Source organism: Oceanisphaera litoralis (assembly GCF_016907015.1).
GTDB classification, from domain to species: Bacteria; Pseudomonadota; Gammaproteobacteria; order Enterobacterales; family Aeromonadaceae; genus Oceanimonas; species Oceanimonas litoralis.
On the sequence record NZ_JAFBBE010000006.1, the window covers coordinates 151,851 to 173,841 of the forward strand.

14 protein-coding genes and 1 riboswitch are annotated in these 21,991 nt (G+C 58.7%); of the genes, 7 read left to right on the plus strand and 7 right to left on the minus strand.

Annotation, left to right across the window (positions count from 1 at the left end; translation table 11 throughout):
* Window positions 1–118 precede the first annotated feature (118 nt).
* The 4 genes from HNR62_RS05610 to HNR62_RS05625 all read right to left on the minus strand — a co-directional run bounded on the left by HNR62_RS05610 (window position 119) and on the right by HNR62_RS05625 (window position 3,926).
* On the minus strand, window positions 119–877 hold the full coding sequence (locus HNR62_RS05610; protein WP_204795110.1) for an iron ABC transporter ATP-binding protein: 759 nt from the start codon (window positions 875–877) through the stop codon (window positions 119–121).
* A 20-nt stretch (window positions 878–897) separates the two neighbouring features.
* Window positions 898–1,848, minus strand: coding sequence for an iron chelate uptake ABC transporter family permease subunit (locus HNR62_RS05615; RefSeq protein WP_275588081.1), 951 nt, complete (start codon window positions 1,846–1,848; stop codon window positions 898–900).
* Entirely contained in the window at window positions 1,845–2,789 is a 945-nt protein-coding gene (locus tag HNR62_RS05620; protein ID WP_204795111.1) for an iron chelate uptake ABC transporter family permease subunit, read from the minus strand. Before HNR62_RS05620 ends, HNR62_RS05615 begins: the two co-directional genes overlap by 4 nt.
* Window positions 2,790–2,999: 210 nt before the next feature.
* The gene (locus HNR62_RS05625) at window positions 3,000–3,926 is read right to left on the minus strand and encodes a siderophore ABC transporter substrate-binding protein (RefSeq protein ID WP_239552610.1); all 927 of its coding nucleotides are present in this window, start codon (window positions 3,924–3,926) and stop codon (window positions 3,000–3,002) included.
* 338 nt (window positions 3,927–4,264) lie between these two features.
* Window positions 4,265–4,349: riboswitch (cyclic di-GMP riboswitch) on the plus strand.
* 113 nt (window positions 4,350–4,462) lie between these two features.
* On the opposite strand from HNR62_RS05625, the gene HNR62_RS05630 reads away from it, so the two are divergent.
* The 6 genes from HNR62_RS05630 (at window position 4,463) to HNR62_RS05655 (ending at window position 16,279) form a co-directional block, all read left to right on the plus strand.
* Window positions 4,463–8,287, plus strand: coding sequence for a response regulator (locus HNR62_RS05630; protein ID WP_204795112.1), 3,825 nt, complete (start codon window positions 4,463–4,465; stop codon window positions 8,285–8,287).
* Window positions 8,284–9,138: a CheR family methyltransferase gene (locus tag HNR62_RS05635; protein ID WP_204795113.1), complete on the plus strand. Its 855-nt coding sequence runs from the start codon at window positions 8,284–8,286 to the stop codon at window positions 9,136–9,138. Before HNR62_RS05630 ends, HNR62_RS05635 begins: the two co-directional genes overlap by 4 nt.
* The gene (locus tag HNR62_RS05640) at window positions 9,128–11,266 is read left to right on the plus strand and encodes a hybrid sensor histidine kinase/response regulator (RefSeq protein ID WP_204795114.1); all 2,139 of its coding nucleotides are present in this window, start codon (window positions 9,128–9,130) and stop codon (window positions 11,264–11,266) included. Before HNR62_RS05635 ends, HNR62_RS05640 begins: the two co-directional genes overlap by 11 nt.
* Window positions 11,263–13,458 (plus strand): two-component system response regulator, encoded by a 2,196-nt coding sequence (locus HNR62_RS05645; RefSeq protein WP_204795115.1) that lies wholly within the window; start codon window positions 11,263–11,265, stop codon window positions 13,456–13,458. The genes HNR62_RS05640 and HNR62_RS05645 overlap by 4 nt, the downstream gene beginning before the upstream one ends.
* Window positions 13,455–14,033: a chemotaxis protein CheB gene (locus HNR62_RS05650; protein WP_204795116.1), complete on the plus strand. Its 579-nt coding sequence runs from the start codon at window positions 13,455–13,457 to the stop codon at window positions 14,031–14,033. Before HNR62_RS05645 ends, HNR62_RS05650 begins: the two co-directional genes overlap by 4 nt.
* A 71-nt stretch (window positions 14,034–14,104) precedes the next feature.
* Window positions 14,105–16,279 (plus strand): putative bifunctional diguanylate cyclase/phosphodiesterase, encoded by a 2,175-nt coding sequence (locus tag HNR62_RS05655; protein ID WP_204795117.1) that lies wholly within the window; start codon window positions 14,105–14,107, stop codon window positions 16,277–16,279.
* 24 nt (window positions 16,280–16,303) lie between these two features.
* Here HNR62_RS05655 and HNR62_RS05660 read toward each other — a convergent pair whose 3' ends face one another.
* A complete protein-coding gene (locus HNR62_RS05660; RefSeq protein ID WP_204795118.1) occupies window positions 16,304–16,891 on the minus strand; it encodes a glycine betaine ABC transporter substrate-binding protein in 588 nt (195 codons plus the stop codon).
* A 311-nt stretch (window positions 16,892–17,202) separates the two neighbouring features.
* Between HNR62_RS05660 and HNR62_RS05665 the strand changes: the two genes are divergently transcribed.
* On the plus strand, window positions 17,203–17,928 hold the full coding sequence (locus tag HNR62_RS05665) for a hypothetical protein (protein ID WP_204795119.1): 726 nt from the start codon (window positions 17,203–17,205) through the stop codon (window positions 17,926–17,928).
* Between the two features lie 67 nt (window positions 17,929–17,995).
* Here HNR62_RS05665 and HNR62_RS05670 read toward each other — a convergent pair whose 3' ends face one another.
* Both HNR62_RS05670 and HNR62_RS05675 read right to left on the minus strand, forming a co-directional pair.
* Complete coding sequence (locus HNR62_RS05670) at window positions 17,996–19,444, minus strand: NAD-dependent succinate-semialdehyde dehydrogenase (protein WP_338044075.1); 1,449 nt, start codon at window positions 19,442–19,444, stop codon at window positions 17,996–17,998.
* A 178-nt stretch (window positions 19,445–19,622) separates the two neighbouring features.
* Complete coding sequence (locus HNR62_RS05675) at window positions 19,623–21,125, minus strand: alanine/glycine:cation symporter family protein (protein ID WP_204795121.1); 1,503 nt, start codon at window positions 21,123–21,125, stop codon at window positions 19,623–19,625.
* Between the last annotated feature and the right edge of the window lie 866 nt (window positions 21,126–21,991).

Genomic DNA, 21,991 nt, shown 5'->3' on the forward strand with positions numbered 1-21,991 from the left:
CATCATCGTCGCCCAAAGGGGGTGATACAGGTCGATAACGGGCGCTGTGCCGAGGCAAGTCACGCCGTCATACCGCACCAGTGTGCAAGCGGAGCACAGCCGCCTCCCACGACCTTACTCAACCGTAATACATGCAAATCCGCTGGCCGTTCATCTCGGCGATATTGAACCCGGTGTCGTAGATGTCCGACAGCACCTCGGCCCGGATCACTTCATCGGTCGGCCCCTGGGTGATCACCCGGCCCTGCTTGAGGGCGATGATATGGTCGGCATAGCAGGAGGCGAAGTTGATATCGTGGATCACGATCACCACCGCCTTGTTCAGCTCGTGGGCCAGCACCCGGATATTGCGCATGATCTGCAGCGAATGCTTGATATCCAGGTTGTTCAGCGGCTCGTCCAGAAACACATATTCGGTGTCCTGGGCCACCACCATGGCGATAAAGGCCAGTTGCCGCTGGCCACCGCTCAGCTCGTCGAGATAACGGTGCTGAATGTCGGTCAGATCCAGGTAGGTGATGGCCTGGTCGATCACCTGCTTGTCATCCTCGGTGAGCTTGCCGCCGCTGTGGGGAAAACGGCCAAACGACACCAGCTCGCGCACGCTGAAGCGCATGTTGAGGTTGTTGGCCTGGCGCAGCACCGCCAGCCGTTTGGCCAGTGCCTTGGTGTCCCATTGCGCCAGCGCCTTGCCGTCGATAAACACCTCGCCGCCGTCCTTGTCGAGCAGCCGGCTGGCCATGGACAGCAGGGTGCTTTTGCCGGCGCCATTGGGGCCGATAATGGCCGTCACCTGGCCGGCCCTGAAACAGGCAGAGGCCTGATCGATCACCATTTTCGCGCCGAATTTCTTGCTCAGCCGGTCCAGTTCAATCATGGTTTCGGTCACCCCTGTCGTTATATTTTTTGCCGGATCAGCAGCCACAGAAAATACAGGCCGCCGAAGAAGTTGATCACCACGCTCAGGGTGGTGTTGAGCGAAAACAGGTTTTCCAGCAGCCACTGGCCGCCCAGCAGCATCAGCACCGCCAGCAGCGAGCTGGCCAGCAGCAGCACTCTGTGCTGATAGCTGTGGCACAACTGCCGGCTGAGATTGGCCACCAGCAGGCCGAAAAACAGTATGGGCCCCACCAGGGCGGTCGACACCGACACCAGCACCGCAATCAGCAGCAGCACCCGCCGGGTGACCGCCTTTACATCCACGCCCAGGCCGATGGCGTTGTCTCTGTCCAGCCAGAACACGTCCAGGGTGCGGTGCTGGCGATACAGCAGCGTGACCACCAGTGCCAGCGGCAACAGGCAGAGGTACACCAGCTCGCCGTTGATGTTGTTGAAACTGGCAAACATCTTGCCCTGGGCCACGGCAAACTCGGTAGGGTCCAGCAGCATCATGAAAAAGGAAGACAGGCTGCCGAATAGCTGACCGAAGATCACCCCAAGCAGCAACAGCGTCATGATGCCGGCCTGCTGCTTGTTAAAATAAAAGCCGAACAGCAGCAGCGAGAACAACATCATCACCGCCACCGACAGCGCAAAATTCACATACACATTGGCCATGGCCACGCTCAGGCCGCCCAGCACCAGCACCAGCAGGAGCTGGGTGGCCTGATACAGGGCATCGAAGCCCATGATGCCGGGGGTCAGAATGCGGTTGCCGGTAATGGTCTGAAACACCAGTGACGACTGGGCGATGGCCACCGCCGCGATGATCAGCGCCAGCACCCGGGGCACCCGGCGCGACAGAAAATACCGGTAGTTGTCGGCATCCAGCCCCACGCCCACAAACAGCGCCACCAGCAGCAGCGAGGCCGCCGCCATCAGCATGATTTTAACTCTGTCAGACATCATGCCCCCTGCCGGCGCCGGGTGTCTTGCAGCACCAGATAGATGAAGGCGGCGCCGCCCAGCAGGCTGATGATCATGGTGATGGGCACCTCATGGGGAAAAATAATCAGACGGCCGAGCACATCGCACACCAGCACCAGAATGGCGCCGCACAGCGCCGTAACCGGAAGGTTTCTGCGCATGTTGTCGCCCAGATAGCGGGACACCAGGTTGGGCACGATCAGCCCCAGAAACGGCAGCATGCCGACGATCATCACCACCGACGCCGACATCACCGACACCAGCATGACGCCCAGCAGCACCACCTGCCGGTAGTTGAGGCCGAGGTTAACGGAGAAGTCCCGACCCATGCCCACCGCCGACAGCCGGGTGGCAAACCAGTAGCTGACAATGCCCACCGGCAGGGCGAGATAGAGCAGCTCGTAGTTGCCGAGCAAGATGCTGGAAAAGTTGGCCATCTCCCAGCCGGACAGGTTCTGCACTACATCGTACTTATAGGCAACAAAGGTGGCGGCGGCCCCCACCACATTGCCGAAGATAATGCCGATCAGCGGCACATAGATGGCGTTTTTGAACTGCACCCCGTGAATGAAGTTCACAAACAGCAGGGTGCCGGCCATGGCCGAGCCGAAGATCACGGGCAGGTTGTTGCCGTCACCAAACAGCACCAGGCTCAGCACATAGCCGAACATGGCGCACTCTATGGTGCCGGTGGTGGACGGGGCGGCAAAGCGGTTCTGACTGATTTGCTGCATAATCAGCCCGGCAATACTCAGGCCCGCCCCCGCCAGCCAGATGGCCAGCAGCCGGGGCAGGCGGCTGACCAGCAACAGCTCGAGGGCGGCGGTATCGCCTTGCCATATCGCCGCCATATCCAGATCGATCACACCGACAAACACCGATGCCACACTTAGCAGCACAAAAACAGGCAACAAGATTTTCACGTTAAATTCCCGGCCGCATCAACGGCTTACAACAATCTCACTAAAAAGTACTCAATCTCAGCCCTGCTTTAAACACGGTCATACCGGTACTGAATCTTCGTCATGCTGAACTTGATTCAGTATCAGCATGACGGACCCGGTATCTTCCTGCAGAGAGATCCTGACTTTCGTCAGGATGACGGCCTGAGCACATGATTAATCCGATGAGTATTACTGCATCTGCAGGTTCCGTTTCACATCCGAAATCATGATTTCGGTGGCGGTCACGCCCGAGGCGGTAATGTACCAGGCACCGGTGTCCGGATAGGTCACGGCCTGGTTTTGGTAGGCTGCGGTGGCTTTCACCAGAGCATTGTCGAACTGCTGGTGGGTGCTGCTCTTGCCCTTGTTCACCACCTTGTCGCGATCGATGATAAACAGGTGCCGGGGGTTGGCCTGCTTAATGTACTCAAAAGAAACCAGCTCGCCATGACGGGACTGATCCTGCACCCCGGCCGCATTCACAAAGCCAAAGTCACGGAACAGGGCGGAAAAACGCGAGTGCGCGCCAAAGGCGGTGATGTTCTTGCCGCTGCTCATCACCAGCAAGGCATTGTTTTGCTCGGCCCGGTTATGCTCGGCAATGGCGTTAAACTCGGCATCCAGCTCGGCAATTTTTGCCTCTACCCTGTCCTCGATGGCAAACACCCGCCCCAGGGTGCGCCACAACTGCCGGGTGGCCTGCCAGTAACTGGCATCGGCCTGCTCGTCGAACGCAAACACCAGGGTCGGGGCAATCTTGCTCAGCTCGTCGAACTGATCAACGCTGCGGGGGCCGATAATGATAAGATCCGGTTTCAGGCTGAAGATGCCCTCGAAGTCGGGCTCGAACAGGGTGCCGGAGGTGGCATATTGGTCATCCCGGTATTCAGACAGGTAGTCCGGCAGATATTCCTTGGTCACCGCCACCGGCGCTATGCCGAAGGTATCCAGCACATCCAGGGCGCCAATGCCCATGACCACCACCCGCTCAGGCTTCACCGGCACCTGTGTCTTGCCCATCGGGTGTTCCACGGTAATGGAGTCTGCCGGCCCTGCAACCGCCATGGAAAAGGGAAAAGCCAGAGTGGCGAGCAATGCCAGTACCGGGAAGCGCATGATTATCTCCTCATCATTAATATAAATCGTTATTATTTCGATGCGCATAATTTATATTAATCATCTGAAAAAACCCATGATTAAATTGCAGGGTGGGCAAAGCGGTCGCAGCGGGACCTGAGCACTTCCTTGCGCGCTTGCAGCCGAACCTGGTCATGCCGCGGTTGACCCGGGTGGCCGACTACTTCGCATCCATGGTCACCCCTAGCTGGCCACCCGGCCGGTATAGCAGGCGAATTGATCGGGTAAAGGTACTGACGCTCGAAGCGGTATCCCTTGTCTCTCCCCTCCGCCCTGTGGGACAATATCGTATACAACTTGCCCAGTTAGCGTGCAGGTTCAATAAAGGGCAACCCCATCGAAAGATAGTGACGCAAAACCTCTGGCCTAACGAGTTCGCTCTATGGCAGCAGAGTTGCAGAAGAACCTGATAACTCCTGGATATCTCCTTCGTTTTATCGCCTCGTTATACCCCTTCTGCGGCCTCCCTTGCCGTGCCCAAGCACCTTACCTATTCAGAACGAAGGCAACACCTTATGACATTGTACAAGGAGTCGATCTCCTCACGTTTTTTAGTGGTCAGCCTGTTGCGGGGGCTGATCGGCGCCGTGTTGATCATGGTCGTGCTATACAACACCAACGCCCTTCTCAAGGCCAATGCAGAGCTGGCTCGCGAAAATGAAAATTACCAGCATACCCTGACGGTCACTAACCTGATCCGCTCTCTGGTCATCAATGCCCAGGGATACCTGAGTACCGGTGACCAGATGTTTTACGGCACCTTTTATGAAACTCGCGAGCAGCTCATTCAGACGCTGGATATACTGCAGCAGGCCTGGTCCGACGAGCCTGAAAAACTGACTCATCTGGCCGAGTTAACCAGGCTGATCGATGACTGGATTACCAACAGGGTTGAACCCGGTATCGCCCTGTACATACAACAAAACCAGGCACTTACGCAGCAGACCCTGATTGACAACCTGCGTTTGAACAACTCCCTGCTGGGAAAAATCAAAACCAAGCTGGCCCCGCTGATGGCGATAGAAAAGCGACAGCTGGAAGAAAAACTGGAGCAGGTCAAGGACACCACCGAATTGACCCGCACGGCATTCATCATCTGTGCCCTGGTGCTCATCGTCTCGGGAGTCGGCTTGTCGCTGTTTGCCACCCTGGGCATTACCCGGCGCCTGAAGCGCCTGGTCAGGGCCGGCAAAAAATTTGAACGGGGCGAGCTCGATGTCGAGATCGAAATAGACTCGAATGATGAAACCGGCGCCCTGGCCCATACCTTCAATCAGATGGTACAACGGCTGCGCCATGTGGCAGCCGTCACCACCGCCACGGCAACGGAGGATTTCTCCAGGCAAGTAGAGGTCTTGGGCGAGAAGGACAAGCTGGCCCAGTCCGTCAACCAGATGTCCGACAGCCTGAGGCGTCTGGCTACCCATAGAACGGAACAGGACTGGCTGAAATCCGGGCTGGCCGAGCTGCACTACAAGATGCGCAGCGAACATGAGCTGCTCTCCCTGACACAACTGGTGATGACCTGGCTGGCCGGCTACCTCAAGGCCCAGGTCGGGGTCTGCTACCTGGCGGAAGGCGAGCGCTTGCGGCTGGTCACCAGCTATGCCTATAAAAAACGCAACAACAGCGATAACGAGTTCCGCTTCGGCGAGGGGCTGATCGGGCAGGCCGCCCTGGAGCAACAGAGTATTCTCTGTAGCCAGATGCCCGACGATCAGCAACAGCTGTTAACCATCAATGCCGGCATGGGCGAGTCTCGGCCGGGTGACGTCATTGTGCTGCCGCTGATCCATGAAGACGAGGTCGAGGCGGTGCTGGCGCTGGGCGTGAACCGTCGTTTCAGCGACATAGAGCTGGAGTTTCTCGATAAGGTGACACACAGCATCGCCATCGGCATCCACGTGGCTCGCACCCAGCAACAACTGGTTCAGTTGCTGGAAGAGTCCAAGCAGCAGTCGGAAGAGCTGCAGACCCAGCAGGAAGAGCTGAAGGCCGCCAATGAAGAGCTGGAAGAGCATGCCGAGATGCTGGTCAAGTCGGAAGCCGCCCTGCGCAGCAGGGGCGAAGAGCTGCAGCAGCTGAATAGCGAGCTGGAAGAGCGCACCGAGGAGCTGGAGCGCAAGAAGGCCGAGACCGAAGAAAAAAACCGCGATATCGAGCTGGCCAAACAGGCGGTGGAAATACAGGCCCGTGACTTGTCCCTGGCCAGCCAGTACAAGTCGGAATTTCTGGCCAATATGTCCCATGAATTGCGCACCCCCCTCAACAGCCTGCTGATCCTTTCCCAGTCGCTGGCCAACAACCGCCAGGGCAATCTGACCGAAGAACAGCAGGAAGATGCCAAGGTGATTTATCAGGGCGGCAAGGCCCTGCTCGGCCTGATCAACGACATCCTGGACCTGTCCAAGGTGGAGGCCGGCAAACTGGATATCCACTTCGAGCAGATGGCCATCGACATCCTGATCGACAACCTGCGCAGCCAGTTCAGCCCCATCGCCGCCGACAAGGGCATAGAGCTGGTGCTGGAGAAAGCATCCGGCCTCCCCGCCAGCATCTTCAGCGATCTGCTGCGCGTCGAACAGGTAATGCGCAACCTCTTGTCCAACGGCCTCAAATTCACCCCTCGGGGCTCGGTGCGCCTGAAGGTATACCGACCCGACCCGGCGGTCCGGTTCAATAATCCGGCCCTGATACCGGGGCAGGTGCTCGCCTTTGCGGTCATCGACACCGGTATCGGCATGGCGGCCGACAAGCAACAGTCGGTGTTTGAAGCCTTCCAGCAGGGAGACGGCTCCATCAGCCGGATCTATGGCGGCACCGGACTGGGGCTGACCATTTCCCGGGAGATGGTCAAGCTGCTGGGCGGCGAAATCCAGCTGCAGAGTGAAGAAGGCCAGGGCAGTACCTTTACCCTGTATCTGCCGCTGGAGGCCCAGTCGGGGCAGACGACAGAGGCCGCCGGCGAGCAGGGCAAGACCTATGTGCCATTCCAGCGTTTTGTCAACGGCTCGTCACCGGCCCGGGTGAGCGAACCGCAGACCGCCACCGTGGCACCGGTTCACCCCCTGGCCCCGGCACAGAAGACGGAGACGCCGGCGCCTGCCCCGTCCGTCAAGCCCGTCATGCCGGCGCCCGATGACGACCGGGAGACACTGACGCCGGGTGACAAGTCGGTGCTGATCATCGAAGACGATCCGGCCTTTGCCAAAATCCTGCTCGGCCTGTCCCGCGACAAGGGATACCGGTGCCTGACTGCCCTGACCGGCAGCAGCGGCCTGCAGCTGGCGGAAGAGTATCAGCCCAGCGCCATTATCCTGGATCTGGGGCTGCCCGATATCGGCGGCCGCCAGGTGCTGGAGCAGCTCAAGCAGAACATCAAGACCCGGCATATCCCGGTGCATATACTGTCGGCCGAGGACAGGAACAACGAGGTACTGCAGATGGGCGCCGTGGGCTTCCTGACCAAACCGGTAACGGGAGAGGAAGTCGAGGCCCTGTTCGACAAAATGGAGTCCCTGTTGCAGGCGTCAATCAAGCATGTATTGCTGGTCGAGGACGACAGCCATAACCGCCAGGCGGTAACCCGGCTGATTGCCAACAAGGATGTGGACATCTGCGCGGTCGGCACCGGGCGGGAAGCCTATGACAAGCTGGCCAGCGGCGCCTTCGATTGCGTGATCCTGGATTTGAGCCTGCCCGACATCAGCGGCTTCGAACTGCTCAACCAGATCAGCCAGGACCAGCAGATATCCCTGCCGCCCATAGTGGTGTACACGGGACGGGAGCTGACGACCGAGGAATACAAGGAGCTGAGCGAATACACCAGCAGCATCGTCATCAAGGGCGTCAGCTCCCCGGAGCGTCTGCTCGATGAAACCACCCTGTTCCTGCACAGCGTAGAGTCGTCCCTGCCGCTCAGTCAGCGCAATATCATCCAGATGCTGCACAGCCCGGAGCAGCTGCTGCAGGGCCGCAAGATACTGCTGGTAGACGATGATCTGCGCAATACCTATGCCCTGTCCAAGGTACTGCGCGAACATGGCCTGGAGGTCAGCATGGCCGACAACGGCGAGCTGGCCCTGCAGAAACTGGAAGAAGAGCAGGATATCGAGCTGGTATTGATGGATATCATGATGCCGGTCATGGACGGCTATGAAGCCATGCGTAGAATCCGTCAGCAGGCCCGGTTCAAGTCCCTGCCGATCATTGCGCTCACCGCCAAGGCCATGCCCGACGACAAGGCCAGGAGCATAGCAGCCGGCGCCAATGACTATTGCACCAAGCCGGTCGATGTGGACAAGCTGATTTCGATGATGAGGGTATGGTTGTTCAGATGACAGAGGCCCGGAAAGCGCTGGAAAAAATAGAACTGGAGCTGTTGCTGGAGGCCATTTTTCGCCGCTATGGCTACGATTTCCGTCACTATGCCCAGGCCTCGCTCAAGCGGCGGGTGGCACAGAGCATGCGGCAAGCCGGCGTCAGTCGGGTGGCCGATCTGATCCCGCCCATTCTGCATGACAAGGTGTTTTTTGACGACTTTCTGAAATTCATGTCGGTAACCGTGACCGACATGTTCCGGGATCCCGACTTTTTTGCGGCCTTGCGCACAGAGGTGATCCCGGTGTTGAAGACCTACCCCTTCATCAAGATCTGGCATGCGGGCTGCGCCACCGGTGAAGAAGTCTACTCCCTGGCTGTCCTGCTCAAGGAAGAAGGTCTCTACGAACGGACCCAGATCTACGCCACCGACTACAACAACCACTCTCTGGCCGTCGCCAGGGAAGGGATCTATTCCCTCAAACAGATGCAGCAATACAGCGAGAATTATATCCGGGCCGGTGGCCGCCGCTCTTTCTCCGATTACTACCATGCCAAGTACGGCGCGGCCAAGATGCATGAGTCGCTCAAGGACAATGTCACCTTTGCCAACCACAACCTGGCCACCGACGGTGTCTTTGGCGAGATGCAGGTGGTGATTTGCCGCAATGTGCTGATCTATTTCGATCAGCAATTGCAGGACAGGGTGCTGACCCTGCTGCATGACAGCCTGAGCCCCCGCGGCTTCCTGTGCCTCGGCAACAAGGAATCACTGAAATTTTCGGCGGTACAACACTATTTTGAAGACCAGGTTTACCCACAACGCATTTTCAAGCGCGTTCCCTCGCGGGGTACCCACCTTGACCGTTGAGCCGTCCCCGACCCCGGCTGCCGGCCAGGCAGCCACACTCCCCAAGATACTGGCGGTGGATGACAGACCCGAAAACCTGCATTCCCTGCAGCGTGTACTGGCCGGACTACAGGCGGAGATTATCACCGCCCACTCGGGGTATGAGGCCCTGGCCCTGATCCTGCGCCATGACTTCGCCGTGATCCTGCTGGATGTGATGATGCCGGAAATGGACGGCTTCGAGACCGCCGGCCTGATCCGCGGTAACCGGGCCAGCCAGCACGTACCCATTATCTTCGTCACCGCCGCCGACAAGGATCAGTCGTTCGAGGGCAAGGGCTATGATCTCGGTGCCGTCGACTACCTGTTCAAGCCCCTGCAGCCCTCTATATTGCTCAGCAAGGTCCGGGTATTCCTGCAACTGGCCCGTCAGCAGCAACAACTGCAGCAGAGCCTGCGCGAAGTCCACCAGCTGCGGGATAACAATGAATTACTGCTGCGTTCGGTCGGTGAAGGCATACTGAGTCTGGATCTCGGCGGGCACGTCGGCTTTGCCAACCCGGCGGCCGCCCACCTGCTGGGTCTGGATGTCAGCCAGGTCACCGGCTCTTCCCTGACCGACTTTTTACTGTTGACCGAACAGCAAGCGGCCGATGAAGCCTGGCTCATCGACACCCTGTCCCGGCATGGCGCCAACGCCGGCAGCAGCACCTGCGATCAGCACTGGTTTCGCCATGCGGGCGGACACCGGTTTCCGGTCGAATATACCCTCAGCCCGCTGCACGATCAGCATGGGAAATTTACCGGTGTGGTACTGGTGTTTCAGGATATCAGCGAGCGCAAGGAACGAGAGGCGCTGGAGCTGGCCAGCAGATACAAGTCCGCTTTTCTTGCCACTATCAGCCATGAACTGCGCACCCCCCTGCACAGCCTGCTGATCCTGGCCAAACAACTGGCCGCCAACAAAGAAGGCAACCTGAACAGCGAGCAGCTCAAGGCCGCCGGCGTCATCCGGCGGGAAGGACAGGATCTGCTGCGGCTGATCAACGATATTCTGGATTTGTCGAAGGTGGAAGCCGGCAAGATGGCCATGCACTGGGAGCCGGTCTCCGTTGCCGATATGCTCAGGCACCTGCAAAGCCAGTTTGCTCCCCTCGCCGCCGAAAAGCAGCTCGCCTTCACTGTCACCCAGCAGATCGATCTACCCGAGGATCTGCATACCGATCGCCAACGACTACAGCAAATCCTGAAAAACCTGCTCTCCAACGCGCTCAAATTCACCCACCAGGGCGAAGTCGCATTGACCGTCGGCCTGGAAGAAAACGAAGCGATTGCCTTTACGGTCTCGGATACCGGTATCGGCATCGCCGCTGCCAAGCAGGCAGACATTTTCGAGGCCTTTCAGCAGGTAGATGTGGCCATCAACCGCTATTATGAAGGTACCGGCCTGGGGCTGGCCATCTGCCGTGAACTGGCTCGCCTGCTGGGCGGTCGCATCAGCCTGCAGAGTCGGCCGGGACAGGGTAGCCACTTTACCCTGCTGCTGCCGCTGAAGCCCTCATCCGGCAGGCTCCGGCTTGAGACCCTGACCACTCGGCCTCACACCGAACCGCCCACACCCTCTGAGCCACACTCGGTATCCCCCGGTCGGCAGGCTGAGCCTTCCCCCCGGCTCTCCGAACTGGCCCGGGGAAAAAACCTGCTGCTGGTAGACGGCGACATGCGCAACAGCTTTACCCTGACGGCACAGTTCCGACAACATGGATTCCGGGTCATCAAGGCAGACAGCTACCCCACCGCCCTGGCCCGATTGGCATCGGAATCCCGGATTGACGTTCTGATCATGGCCCTGATGCCGCCACACCATCAGGAACACCAGCAGGAACATCAGCAGGCGCGCCAGCTGATAAGGGCCCTGCAGGACGGAGACGAGGCCCCCTGCCCGACCCTGGTGCTGCTGGCATCGACGGAGCAAAAGCAGGCCGAAACCTGGCTACGGCAAGAGGCGGTATCCTGTCTGGTCAAGCCGTTGGACATCAACCGGCTACAGACTCGGCTGGTAGAGCTGCTCGAGCAGCAGCTCGAGCAACAAGCCGGGCAACAACTCGAGCAACAAGCCGGGCAACAGGCAAGCAGGGAGGTATCATGATCATCAAGCCCCACAGTTCCAAGATCCTGGTGGTCGACGACAAGGCGGAAAACCTCTATGCCATGGAGAGCCTGCTGAAAGACTGTGAGGTAGAGGTCTTTCTGGCGCAATCGGGCAATGCGGCGCTGTCGTTTACCCTGCATCACGACTTTGCCCTGATCCTGATGGATGTGCAGATGCCGGAAATGGACGGCTTCGAAACCGCCAGCCTGATCCGGCAGGATGAGGAAACCCGGCAGATCCCCATTATTTTCATGACGGCCCTGAATACCGACAGCCGGTATATCTTTCAGGGCTACCAGTCGGGTGCCGTCGATTACCTGATCAAGCCGGTCGACAGCGATATTCTGCTCAGCAAGATCCGGGTTTTCCTGGCGCTGGACAGCTATCAACATGAACTGACGGCCATGAAACGGCAATATCAGCTGTTATTGAACTGTGCCGGTGAGGGCATACTGGGTGTCTCACCGTCGGGGCATATTCAGTTTGCCAATGCCGCCGGCGCCCGGATCCTCGGCTATACCGAGCAGCAGCTGCGGGGCTGCCACCTGCATCGACTGTTGTTCGGCGCACAGGAGCAGGAGCTGCCCCACTGGGAGCAGTCGACCATCTATATGGCCTATCAGGACGGTCAGCCCTATCGGGTGCACGATACCCGGCTCTGGAGCCGGGAGCAGCAGGCCATCCCCGCCGAGTACACCAGTGCCCCGCTGAAGGACGAGGCGGGCAGCTTTGTCGGCGGTGTCATCGTCTTCCAGGATATCAGCCTGCGCAAGCAGACCGAGCAAAAGCTGCTGGAGCTGGCCCAGTATGATCCCCTGACCGGCCTGGCCAACCGCGCCCTGTTTCACGACTTCCTCAACCTGTCGATTGCCCGGGCCCGGCGACGCAAGGGCAACATGGCGGTGCTGCTGCTGGATCTGGATCATTTCAAGGATATCAACGATACCCTGGGCCATGATACCGGCGACAAACTGCTGCAGAGCGTGGCCCAGCGTATCCAGTACAGCCTGGTGACGCCGCAGACCGAGGCGGCTCCCCTTGATGGTAATGCTCACCTGCTGAAAAGCGTCGCCCAACGTCTAAAAGACAACCTGAGACGCAGTGATCTGGTGGCCCGCCTGGGCGGAGACGAGTTTGCCATCGTGCTGGATGACATCAGCCAGCCCCAGGACGCCGCCGTGGTGGCCCAGAAGATCCTTGGCAGCCTGGCTCCCCCGCACCAGCTGGACAACTATCAGGTGTTTATCAGCCCCAGTATCGGCATCGCCACCTACCCGGCCTGCAGTGACGAAGCGGAAGAGCTGGTAAAGGCCGCCGATACCGCCCTTTACCAGGCCAAGGCACAGGGACGCAACAACTATCAGTTTTACGCCCCGGACATGCACAGAGCCGCCATGGAGCGGATACGGCTCGAGCAGGATCTGCGTCATGCTCTCCGTGTGAAAGAGCAGCAATTATCGCTGCACTACCAGCCCCAGGTTAATCTGACCACCGGGAACCTGGTCGGTATCGAGGTGCTGTTGCGCTGGCGACACCCTGAAATGGGCATGATCAACCCGGCCCGCTTTATTCCCCTGGCGGAACGCATGGGGATCATGAGCGAACTGGGTGAGTGGATATTCGATCAGGCCTGCGGGCAATTTCAACGCTGGTGCCAGGCCGGCCTGCTCGATGAAGGGGTCATGCTGGCGCTCAATATTTCCAGTCGGCAGCTGACACGCGATGACAGCGTATCCACCATACAGGCAATACTGGCCAGACACGGCCTGCCCGAGCACAGTGTCAACCTGGAGCTGACCGAAAACACCCTGAAAGACGAGCTGGAAGTCATTACCCAAAGGCTTGAGCAGCTCAGGGCGTCGGGGATGCGCATCGCGCTGGACGACTTCGGTACCGGCTACTCTTCTTTCAATCAAATCCATTGTCTGCCGATCGACAGCCTGAAGCTGGCCCAGCCCTTCGTCAACAAGATAGGACAGGACGCCAAGAATGATGCCGTGATCAAAACCATTATCAGCATGGCCCATACCCTGGGCTTTGACCTGATAGCCGAAGGGGTTGAAACCCGGGAGCAGGCGGCATTCCTCCAGGAACATGGCTGTGACTGTGTTCAGGGCTTTTTTATCCATCCTCCGCTCAGCGGCGCCATGATGACCAGGCTGCTGCAAAGCCGGCGGACAAATAAATGAACCGCCCCTGTGATGCCGTGGTCATCGGTGGTTCAGCTGGAGCCATACAGGCCTTGCCGATACTACTAGAGCAACTGCCCGCCGATTTTGCCCTGCCGGTGATCGTGGTGCTGCATCGACGGGAAGGCGTTGTGGGTCATCTGGACACCTTCCTCGGCCGGCACTGTGCCCTGCCGGTGATCGAGGCCGAAGACAAACAATCGCTGCAGGGCGGTCATGTCTATCTGGCCCCTGCCGGATACCATCTGTTGCTGGAACAGCAGGGGCACTTCAGCCTGTCGGTCGATGCCAGGGTCAGCTATTCCCGCCCGTCGATTGATGTGCTGTTCGAGAGTGCCGCCGATGTCTATGCCGACCGGCTCGCCGGTATTATCCTGACCGGCGCCAATTCCGATGGCAGTGCCGGACTGGCCCGGCTGAAGGCGGCCGGCGGACTGGCAGTGGTCCAGGATCCGGAGACGGCCCTGGCCGACGTTATGCCCAGGTCGGCGCTGAAGGCAACCCGGGTAGACCGGGTACTCGGCCTGCAGGATATCGCCCGCCTGCTGTCACGACTTGCCCCTGGCCAACCATGATCAATCTGCTTACCCCCATGACAACACCGGTATCGTGCCGGGCCGAGACAACCATGATAAGAGAGCTTTCCATGCGCCATGAAATACAGCGCCCCGCCATACTGGTGGTCGATGACCGGATAGAAAACATCCGCTCCATGACCCGGATCCTGGAGGACGTGGACGCAGACGTTCATTATGCGTTATCCGGCATGGAAGCCCTCGCCCTGCTGTTGCGTCATCGGTTTGCCCTGATCCTGCTGGATGTGATGATGCCGGAAATGGACGGCTTCGAAACCGCAGAGCTGATCCGCGGCCACCAGAGTAGCCAGCATATTCCCATCATCTTCGTGACCGCAGCCGACAAGGAAGACGCCTTTGAATTCAAGGGCTATAACGTGGGCGCCGTCGATTATCTGTTCAAGCCGGTGCAACCCCGGATACTGCTGAGCAAGGTGCGCTTCTTCCTCGAACTGTCCAAGCACAAGACACTGCTGGAGCACAGCCTGCTGGAGCTGAGGCAATTGCGCGGTCATCAGGAACTGTTGCTGAAATCCACGGCCGAGGGGATCCTCAGTCTGGATGTGCAGGGGCACATCACCTTCGCCAATCCGGCCGCCAGGCGACTGCTCGGCTATCAGCATAATGAACTGATCGGGCTCCATTTCGCACATATCCAGGGAATGGAAAAATCCCTATTGCCGTTCGAAAACAGCGAGCTGCATCTTGCCTGCCTGGCCAGACGCCGCCTGCAGGACGATCAGCGATGGTTTCATCGTCGTGACGGCGCGTGTTTTCCGGTCGAATTCACCGCCAGCCCGATCAATGATAAAGATTCCGATAGCCCGGGTATGGTGCTGGTGTTTCAGGATATCAGCGAGCGCAAACAGACCGAACAGAAGTTGACCTACCTGGCGCAGTACGATCCCCTGACCGGTCTGGCCAACCGCGGCATGTTCCTCAAGCTGCTCGCTCAGGCCTTTGCCCGCACCGATCGTCACCAGCACACCCTCGCCCTGCTGTTTCTGGATCTGGATCGCTTCAAGCAGGTGAACGATACCCTGGGTCATGAAGCCGGGGATCAGCTACTGCAGCAAGCCGCACTGCGGCTGCAGGATCGCATCCGCGACGGAGACACCATCAGCCGTCTGGGGGGAGACGAATTTACGGTGATCCTGGAAGAAATCGACCACTCCCATGGGCCGGCGATCGTGGCCCAGAAACTGATAGATGCCCTGGCCGAACCCTTCATGATCAAGGGGAATGAGGTCTTTATCGGCACCAGTATCGGCATTGCCCTCTATCCGGGCTCCGCCGATAACGCCCATGCCTTGCTGAAGTGTGCCGACATGGCCATGTATCAGGCCAAGGCCTGTGGGCGAAACAATTTCCAGTTTTTCACCAGTGAAATGCAACACAAGGTCACCCAGACCCTGGATCTGGAAAACCGGCTGCGCCATGCCCTGGATCGCAATGAATTTTTCCTGACCTATCAGCCCCAGGTCGATATCGCCAGCGGCCGGATTATCGGCCTGGAGGCACTGCTGCGCTGGCAGCCGGAAGGGCAGCCCCTGGTGTTACCGGGGCAATTTATCACCATTGCCGAGGAAACCGGGCTGATAGTGCCGATTGGCGAATGGGTGCTGCGCCAGGCCTGTCACCAGCTCCACCATTGGCATCAATCCGGTCTGCTGTCCGAAGAGGTCTCCATGTCGGTCAACCTGTCGGTCCGACAGCTGGAGAACAAATCGCTGCTGAGTACCCTGGACAGCATACTGAAGGAAACCGGGCTCAAGCCGTCGCAACTGGAGCTGGAAATCACCGAAAGCGCGGTGATGAAAGATCCCGAGGTCGCCGTCGGCGTGCTGCGCAACATCAATCAGCAGGGCATACAGGTCTCGCTGGACGATTTCGGCACCGGCTATTCATCGCTCAGTTATCTGAAAATGCTGCCGCTGGATGTGTTGAAAATCGATCGTTCATTCGTCAACGACATTGGTGGCGATCCCAGTCACGAAGCCATACTGCAGGCCATAGTGACGCTGTCGAAAAACCTCAACCTGAGGGTGGTGGCCGAGGGGGTGGAAACCGAGGCCCAGCTGACCTTTCTGCGCAAGCTGCACTGCCATTCCATTCAGGGCTACTTCATCAGCAAACCCAAGTCGGCCGAGCAGATTGAAGGGCTGCTCCGTACGGCCAGACACGGCTGCCTGCCGGGCCTGGAGCCACTGGCCGTGCCGTTCATCAGTGAGGTGTCGCAGGAATAACACAAGAGCCCAGCAGTTGCGAAATCAGGGCTGTGGCTCGGGGGTCGGCTCGACGGGACGGGCTTCCAGCCAGGCTCTGGCCGCCCGTGGCCAATCACCGTCTTGCTGCCAATGGCTCATGATCCGTTCGAGATCCTCCGCTTGCCAGCGCAGCGCTGCCAGTATCGAAAAGGCCTCCGGCGCCTCCTGTTCCAGGCTGCGCCGCACCAGGGTATGGGGCCGGTCCCCGGCCGGCCACCGCCCGGCTTCGCTCGCAAGCATGCCGTCCCTGGGACCCAGATCGTGCAGCCGATCGAAAAAGCGTTCCACAAAGGGTGCCGATGCCTCGGGCAGCCACACCGACAGGCTGGCGTCGGCCTTGCCGGCCCACAGCCGCTGCCAGATTTGCCCCAGCGGGGCTGCTTCTATGATCACGGTAAACCCCTGCTGTTCCAGTACGGCCCCGGCCAGATGGTTTCGTGCCAGCTCGGCGGGCTCGGCACCGCTCAGCAGGCGGATCTCTCGCGACCTCGAGTCGGTGCAGGCCGCCAGCATCAGGCTCAACATCACACCCAGCACCACTCCCAGCATCACACCCCGCATCAATAGGGCCGCTTTGGCTGCTGCTCTCATCGATTATCCCCATGAAAAAAGGCAAGAGTGCCAGAAAATGTCGCCGAAATCATGCCTGCTGCCTCGCCGTATCCGAGCCGGCTTCACTGCCCATCCGGTGATAAAATCGTCATTTAAACCGGGGCTTATGCCGAGCAGAGTCCCGGAAAGTCGTTCAAAAAACGGCCGCGCACCGCCGGATTATTTTTCGCGCAGCCGGCTGCTTTTTCAGCGATGTGTGATACCGTGCGCGCACCTTATCCTGCAGCCAGATTCCGATCTGGACTCGTTTAGGTAAAACATTGTTTTTATTATATTAAATGGATTTCCAGATGCGTCTTTACCCCCTATTGAAAGTGGCCGCACTCACCCTGCTGCTGAGCGGTTGTGTTGCCCCCCTGCTGGCCATGGGCCAGGGCCAGTTGATGTGGGCCCTGCTCAAGCCCATGGTCGGGCTGGATCCCAACAGCACCAAGCTGTTGGAACAACCCCTGATCAAGACCCGCATGACCGGCCTGCTCGGCCCCAACTACGACACCACGGTCAAGCTACTGAGCACCGCCACCGAGCTGCAACAGGAAGGCCCGCTGTTTTATCTGGCTTCTCGTTACGATCCGCAACAGGGAGCAGAACGCGCCAGCCTGGTATGGAACTCTCAAACCAACCAGATGGCGGCATTGCTCAATAACGGCGAGCAAACCAGGGTCTTTACCGAGTCTCATACCGGCAAGGCCGCGGTATGGCCTCAGGCCATGCAGGACTGGCTGAGCCAGCCGGCGGCCCCGTCGGCATTGACCACCTCCCTCGCCGAGCCGGCACCGACCTCGGCACAGGCCGGGCAGGAGCAACTGCACGACGATTTGAAAGCGGCGCAGCAGCAGTTAAAGGCCGCCGAAGCCAAGCTTAAGGCACTGGAAGCCGGGCAGGTGCCGGCAGCAACGTCAACCGCCGCCACTGCCGCGCCGCAGGCCGGCACCAAGGTCAAGGCCAAGGCCGCCCCCGACAAGCTGAGTGGCGAACAGGCCGAAGCCGCCATGGAAGCCCTGCTGAGCCAGTAACGGCATCGCGATAAAAACAACAAGGGCGCGGAACGCCGCGCCCTTTTTTGTGCCCGCCAGCCGGTGCCTAGCCGGTCAGGTTGCCCAGGTTGACGTATTTGGTTTCGAGAAACTCATCCAGCCCGATATGGGAACCTTCGCGGCCCAGCCCCGACTCCTTGACGCCACCGAAGGGCGCGACCTCGTTGGAAATTATCCCCTCGTTCACCCCCACCATGCCCGACTCCAGCGCCTCCGAGACCCGGAATACCCGGTTCAGATCCCGGGTATAGAAGTAGGCGGCCAGACCGAAAGGCGTGGCATTGGCCCGCTTGATGACCTCTTCCTCGTCGTGAAAACGGAAACAGGCGGCCACTGGGCCGAAGGTTTCTTCCTCGGCCAGCAGCATGTCTTCACTGGCGTCGGCAATCACGGTCGGCTGATAGAAGGTGCCGCCCAGCTTGTGTGGCTGGCCTCCACAGACCAGCCGGCCCCCTTTGGCGAGGGCGTCGCTGACGTGCTGTTCCACCTTTTTCAGTGCCGCCCGATTAATCAAGGGCCCCTGCTGGGCGTTCGGGGTCAGCCCCTCGGCCACCTTCAGGGCGCCGGCGGCATCGGCCAGCTTCTGCACGAAGGCGTCGTAGATGCCGTCCTGAACAAAGAAGCGGTTGACGCAGACACAGGTCTGGCCGGTGTTGCGAAACTTGGAGGCCATGGCCCCGGCCACGGCGGCGTCCAGATCCGCATCGTCGAACACGATGAAGGGCGCATTGCCACCCAGCTCCAGCGACAGCTTCTTCACTGTGGCGGCGGCCTGGTGCATCAGTTGCTTGCCGATGTTGGTCGAGCCGGTAAAGGACAACTTGCGTACCACGGAACTGCGCATCAGCGCATCACCGATGGCCCCGGCATCGCCGGACACCAGATTGAGCACCCCCGGTGGCATGCCCGCCCGTTCGGCCAGCACCGCCAGCGCATTGGCACACAGCGGGGTTTCGCTCGATGCCTTGACCACGGCGGTACAACCGGCGGCAATGGCCGGACCCAGCTTGCGGGTCAGCATGGCGATGGGGAAGTTCCAGGGCGTGATCGCCGCCACCACTCCCACCGGCTGTTTGATGACCCAGAGACGGTTTTCGGCCTTGGGGCTGGGAATGGTCTCGCCGTAGGCCCGCTTGGCCTCTTCGGCAAACCATTCGAGAAAGCTGGCGGCGTAGGCCACTTCGCCTTTGGCTTCGGCCAGGGGTTTGCCCTGCTCCAGCACCATCAAGGTGGCCAATTCGTCCTGATGCGCCATCATCAGCTCGAACCAGCGGCGCAATACCGCCCCCCGCTCCCTGGCCGTGGTGTGGCGCCAGCCCTCGAAGGCCTGCTCGGCCGCGGCAATGGCGGCCTGTGTCTCTTCGCTGCCACATTTCGTCACCTTCGCCAGCAGTTCGCCGCTGGCGGGGTTGTAAACCTCATACTGGCCGGCGCCATTACGCCACTGACCATCGCAGTACCAGCCGGTTTGCCACAGAGAATTTGAACTGTCCACAGGCGTCTCCCTAACAGGTGAATTGGCGGATGTGCTCGCCGTTATCAAAACGTTATCGATTACCGAGTATAGGTGCAACCGGGATCTGAAAATGGAGACAGTCATCCCGGCATACGGGAGCCTGAACCGAAAAGGCCGGGCTAAGCCCGGCCTTTGCAGCAACAGTGTTTCGGATAACCTAGCCGCGCTCTACCTGAGCATCGGTCACCACCTCGTCGGCAGCGGTTTTGGCTTTGCTGCCCCTGGTGTTGCTGTCCTTGACCCAGATATCGGCGTTCTTGATACCCAGTTTAACCGGGTCGAAGGTCGGATCCAGACCCTGCGCCTTCTGTGCCTCGTAGTCTTTCAGGGCGATCAGCGCCGGCTTCTGCAGCAGCAGGATGGCAACGATGTTCAGCCAGGCCATCAGACCCACACCGATGTCACCCAGACCCCATGCCAGCTCGGCAGTCTTGACCGAACCGTACACCACCGAGCCCATCAGGGCGAACTTCAGCAGGAAGATCATCCAGGGACGATGTATATGCCGGTTGATATAGGCCACGTTGGTTTCGGCAATATAGTAGTAGGCCAGAATGGTGGTGAAGGCGAAGAAGAACAGCGCCACCGCCACGAAGGTACCACCGAAGCCGGGCATCACCGACTCCACTGCCGCCTGGGTATAACCCGGGCCGGCCTCTACGCCGGGCAGTTGCTCGACAATGGCCTCACCGGCCTTGCCCATGACGTTGTAGGCACCGGTGATGATGATCATGAAGGCGGTGGCGGTGCAGACAAACAGGGTGTCTACATAAACCGAGAAGCCCTGCACCAGACCCTGCTTGGCCGGGTGAGAGACTTCGGCCGCCGCCGCCGGGTGCGGACCCGTACCCTGACCGGCTTCGTTGGAGTAGATGCCACGCTTGACACCCCACTCGATGGCCAGACCCAGGATGGCACCAAAACCGGCTTTCATGCCGAAGGCACTACCGACGATGAGGCCGACCACATCGGGCAGCCTTTCGATGTGCATCGCGATAACAACAAAGGCCACCAGTATGTAGCCCAACGCCATGAAGGGCACCACTATCTGGGTGAAATTGGCAATCCGCTTGACGCCACCGAAGATAATCAGCCCCAGCAAGACCACCACCACGGCGGCAGACACAGAGGTCGAAATTCCGAAGGCATTCTCGATACCGGAGGCGATGCTGTTGGCCTGAACGCTCGGCAGCAGCAGACCACAGCCGATAATGGTGGCGAAGGCGAAGACCCAGGCATACCACTTCATGCCCAGGCCTTTTTCGATGTAGTAGGCCGGACCACCGCGATAGAGGCCGTTGTCGTCTTTTTCCTTGTAGATCTGCGCCAGGGTCGATTCCACGAAGGCGGTACCGGCGCCAAAGAAGGCCACGACCCACATCCAGAACACGGCACCGGGACCACCGAAGGTGATGGCGGTGGCTACGCCGGCGATGTTACCGGTACCGACTCGACCGGACAGTGACAGGGTCAGAGCCTGAAAGGAAGTGATACCCGCGGGCGAGGCTTCGCCCTTGAACATCAGCCGCACCATTTCCTTGATATGTCGGATCTGCAAAAAGCGGGTACGCAGCGAGAAATACAAACCTACCCCCAGACACAGATAGATCAGCGGTAAGCTCCATATATAACTATTTATGCCATTAACCAGGTCACTCATATAACGTCCTTTGTTCTGATTAAACCGTACTGCAACAGCAGAACACTCCCTTAACGGGGCATTGATCAACGATTAAGCAACACGAAATCGTTAAGTGTGGAAAAAAGTACTCTTCAATTTCCGCTGGCACAAGCGGACGCTACCATTAGAATTTCTAATCCATGGCTCGCGCAACGGTAAACATTTGCATAACATTTCATTCTGACCAGAGTGCCTCATCGCTCTCGACACGACAGAACAAATGCAAGTAGTTGTTAATAAATGAAAATATAGAATAAGAATGCTGCAGGGCCCTACCCCAGAAACGCATTTTAATTTAAAAGTACGCAAAATTTTCCGGAGGCAGACACAGATTCAATGTCATGAAATGCGAGGAATATCACATATTGATGTGCTGAAAAAAGGGGGATTTGTAATCGAAATTAACAAGAAAAGTCGCGACACCAGCAGGCTATGATGGCCGTAAACGGCCATACACAACGAATAAACAGACTCATAAAGAGCCAAAAAATACACCCGGTCTATGTATTTATACCCATCCGATTAAAGAAGTGATCAGTGACTGATAACAATACCGTATTTAAAGTCCAGTCATACCGGTACTGAATCAAGTTCAGCATGACGGACCCGGTATCTTCCTGCATGGAGATCCTGACTTTCGTCAGGATGACGGTCTGGGCACATGATTAATCCGATTGGCTATGTATGAGTTAACTGTGTCTACACTGTATTTATATACAGAAATATGGTGGGCCAGATTATGGAATGGTCTTATAAGGAGCTAGAGCTACAAGTCACAGAGCTACCAGCTGTGCAAAAGCAGGAATTGCTCACGCTAATCACTCATCAACTCAGTCGCGAAGGGT

What these genes read in the sequence shown, in the direction of transcription:
- HNR62_RS05675 (WP_204795121.1), bottom strand. Translation starts at nt 21,125, where the DNA reads ATGAGTGACCTGGTTAATGGCATAAATAGTTATATATGGAGCTTACCG.
- HNR62_RS05625 (WP_239552610.1), bottom strand. Translation starts at nt 3,926, where the DNA reads ATGCGCTTCCCGGTACTGGCATTGCTCGCCACTCTGGCTTTTCCCTTT.
- HNR62_RS05650 (WP_204795116.1), top strand. Translation starts at nt 13,455, where the DNA reads ATGAACCGCCCCTGTGATGCCGTGGTCATCGGTGGTTCAGCTGGAGCC.
- HNR62_RS05635 (WP_204795113.1), top strand. Translation starts at nt 8,284, where the DNA reads ATGACAGAGGCCCGGAAAGCGCTGGAAAAAATAGAACTGGAGCTGTTG.
- HNR62_RS05630 (WP_204795112.1), top strand. Translation starts at nt 4,463, where the DNA reads ATGACATTGTACAAGGAGTCGATCTCCTCACGTTTTTTAGTGGTCAGC.
- HNR62_RS05655 (WP_204795117.1), top strand. Translation starts at nt 14,105, where the DNA reads ATGCGCCATGAAATACAGCGCCCCGCCATACTGGTGGTCGATGACCGG.
- HNR62_RS05615 (WP_275588081.1), bottom strand. Translation starts at nt 1,848, where the DNA reads ATGATGTCTGACAGAGTTAAAATCATGCTGATGGCGGCGGCCTCGCTG.
- HNR62_RS05660 (WP_204795118.1), bottom strand. Translation starts at nt 16,891, where the DNA reads ATGAGAGCAGCAGCCAAAGCGGCCCTATTGATGCGGGGTGTGATGCTG.
- HNR62_RS05610 (WP_204795110.1), bottom strand. Translation starts at nt 877, where the DNA reads ATGATTGAACTGGACCGGCTGAGCAAGAAATTCGGCGCGAAAATGGTG.
- HNR62_RS05665 (WP_204795119.1), top strand. Translation starts at nt 17,203, where the DNA reads ATGCGTCTTTACCCCCTATTGAAAGTGGCCGCACTCACCCTGCTGCTG.
- HNR62_RS05645 (WP_204795115.1), top strand. Translation starts at nt 11,263, where the DNA reads ATGATCATCAAGCCCCACAGTTCCAAGATCCTGGTGGTCGACGACAAG.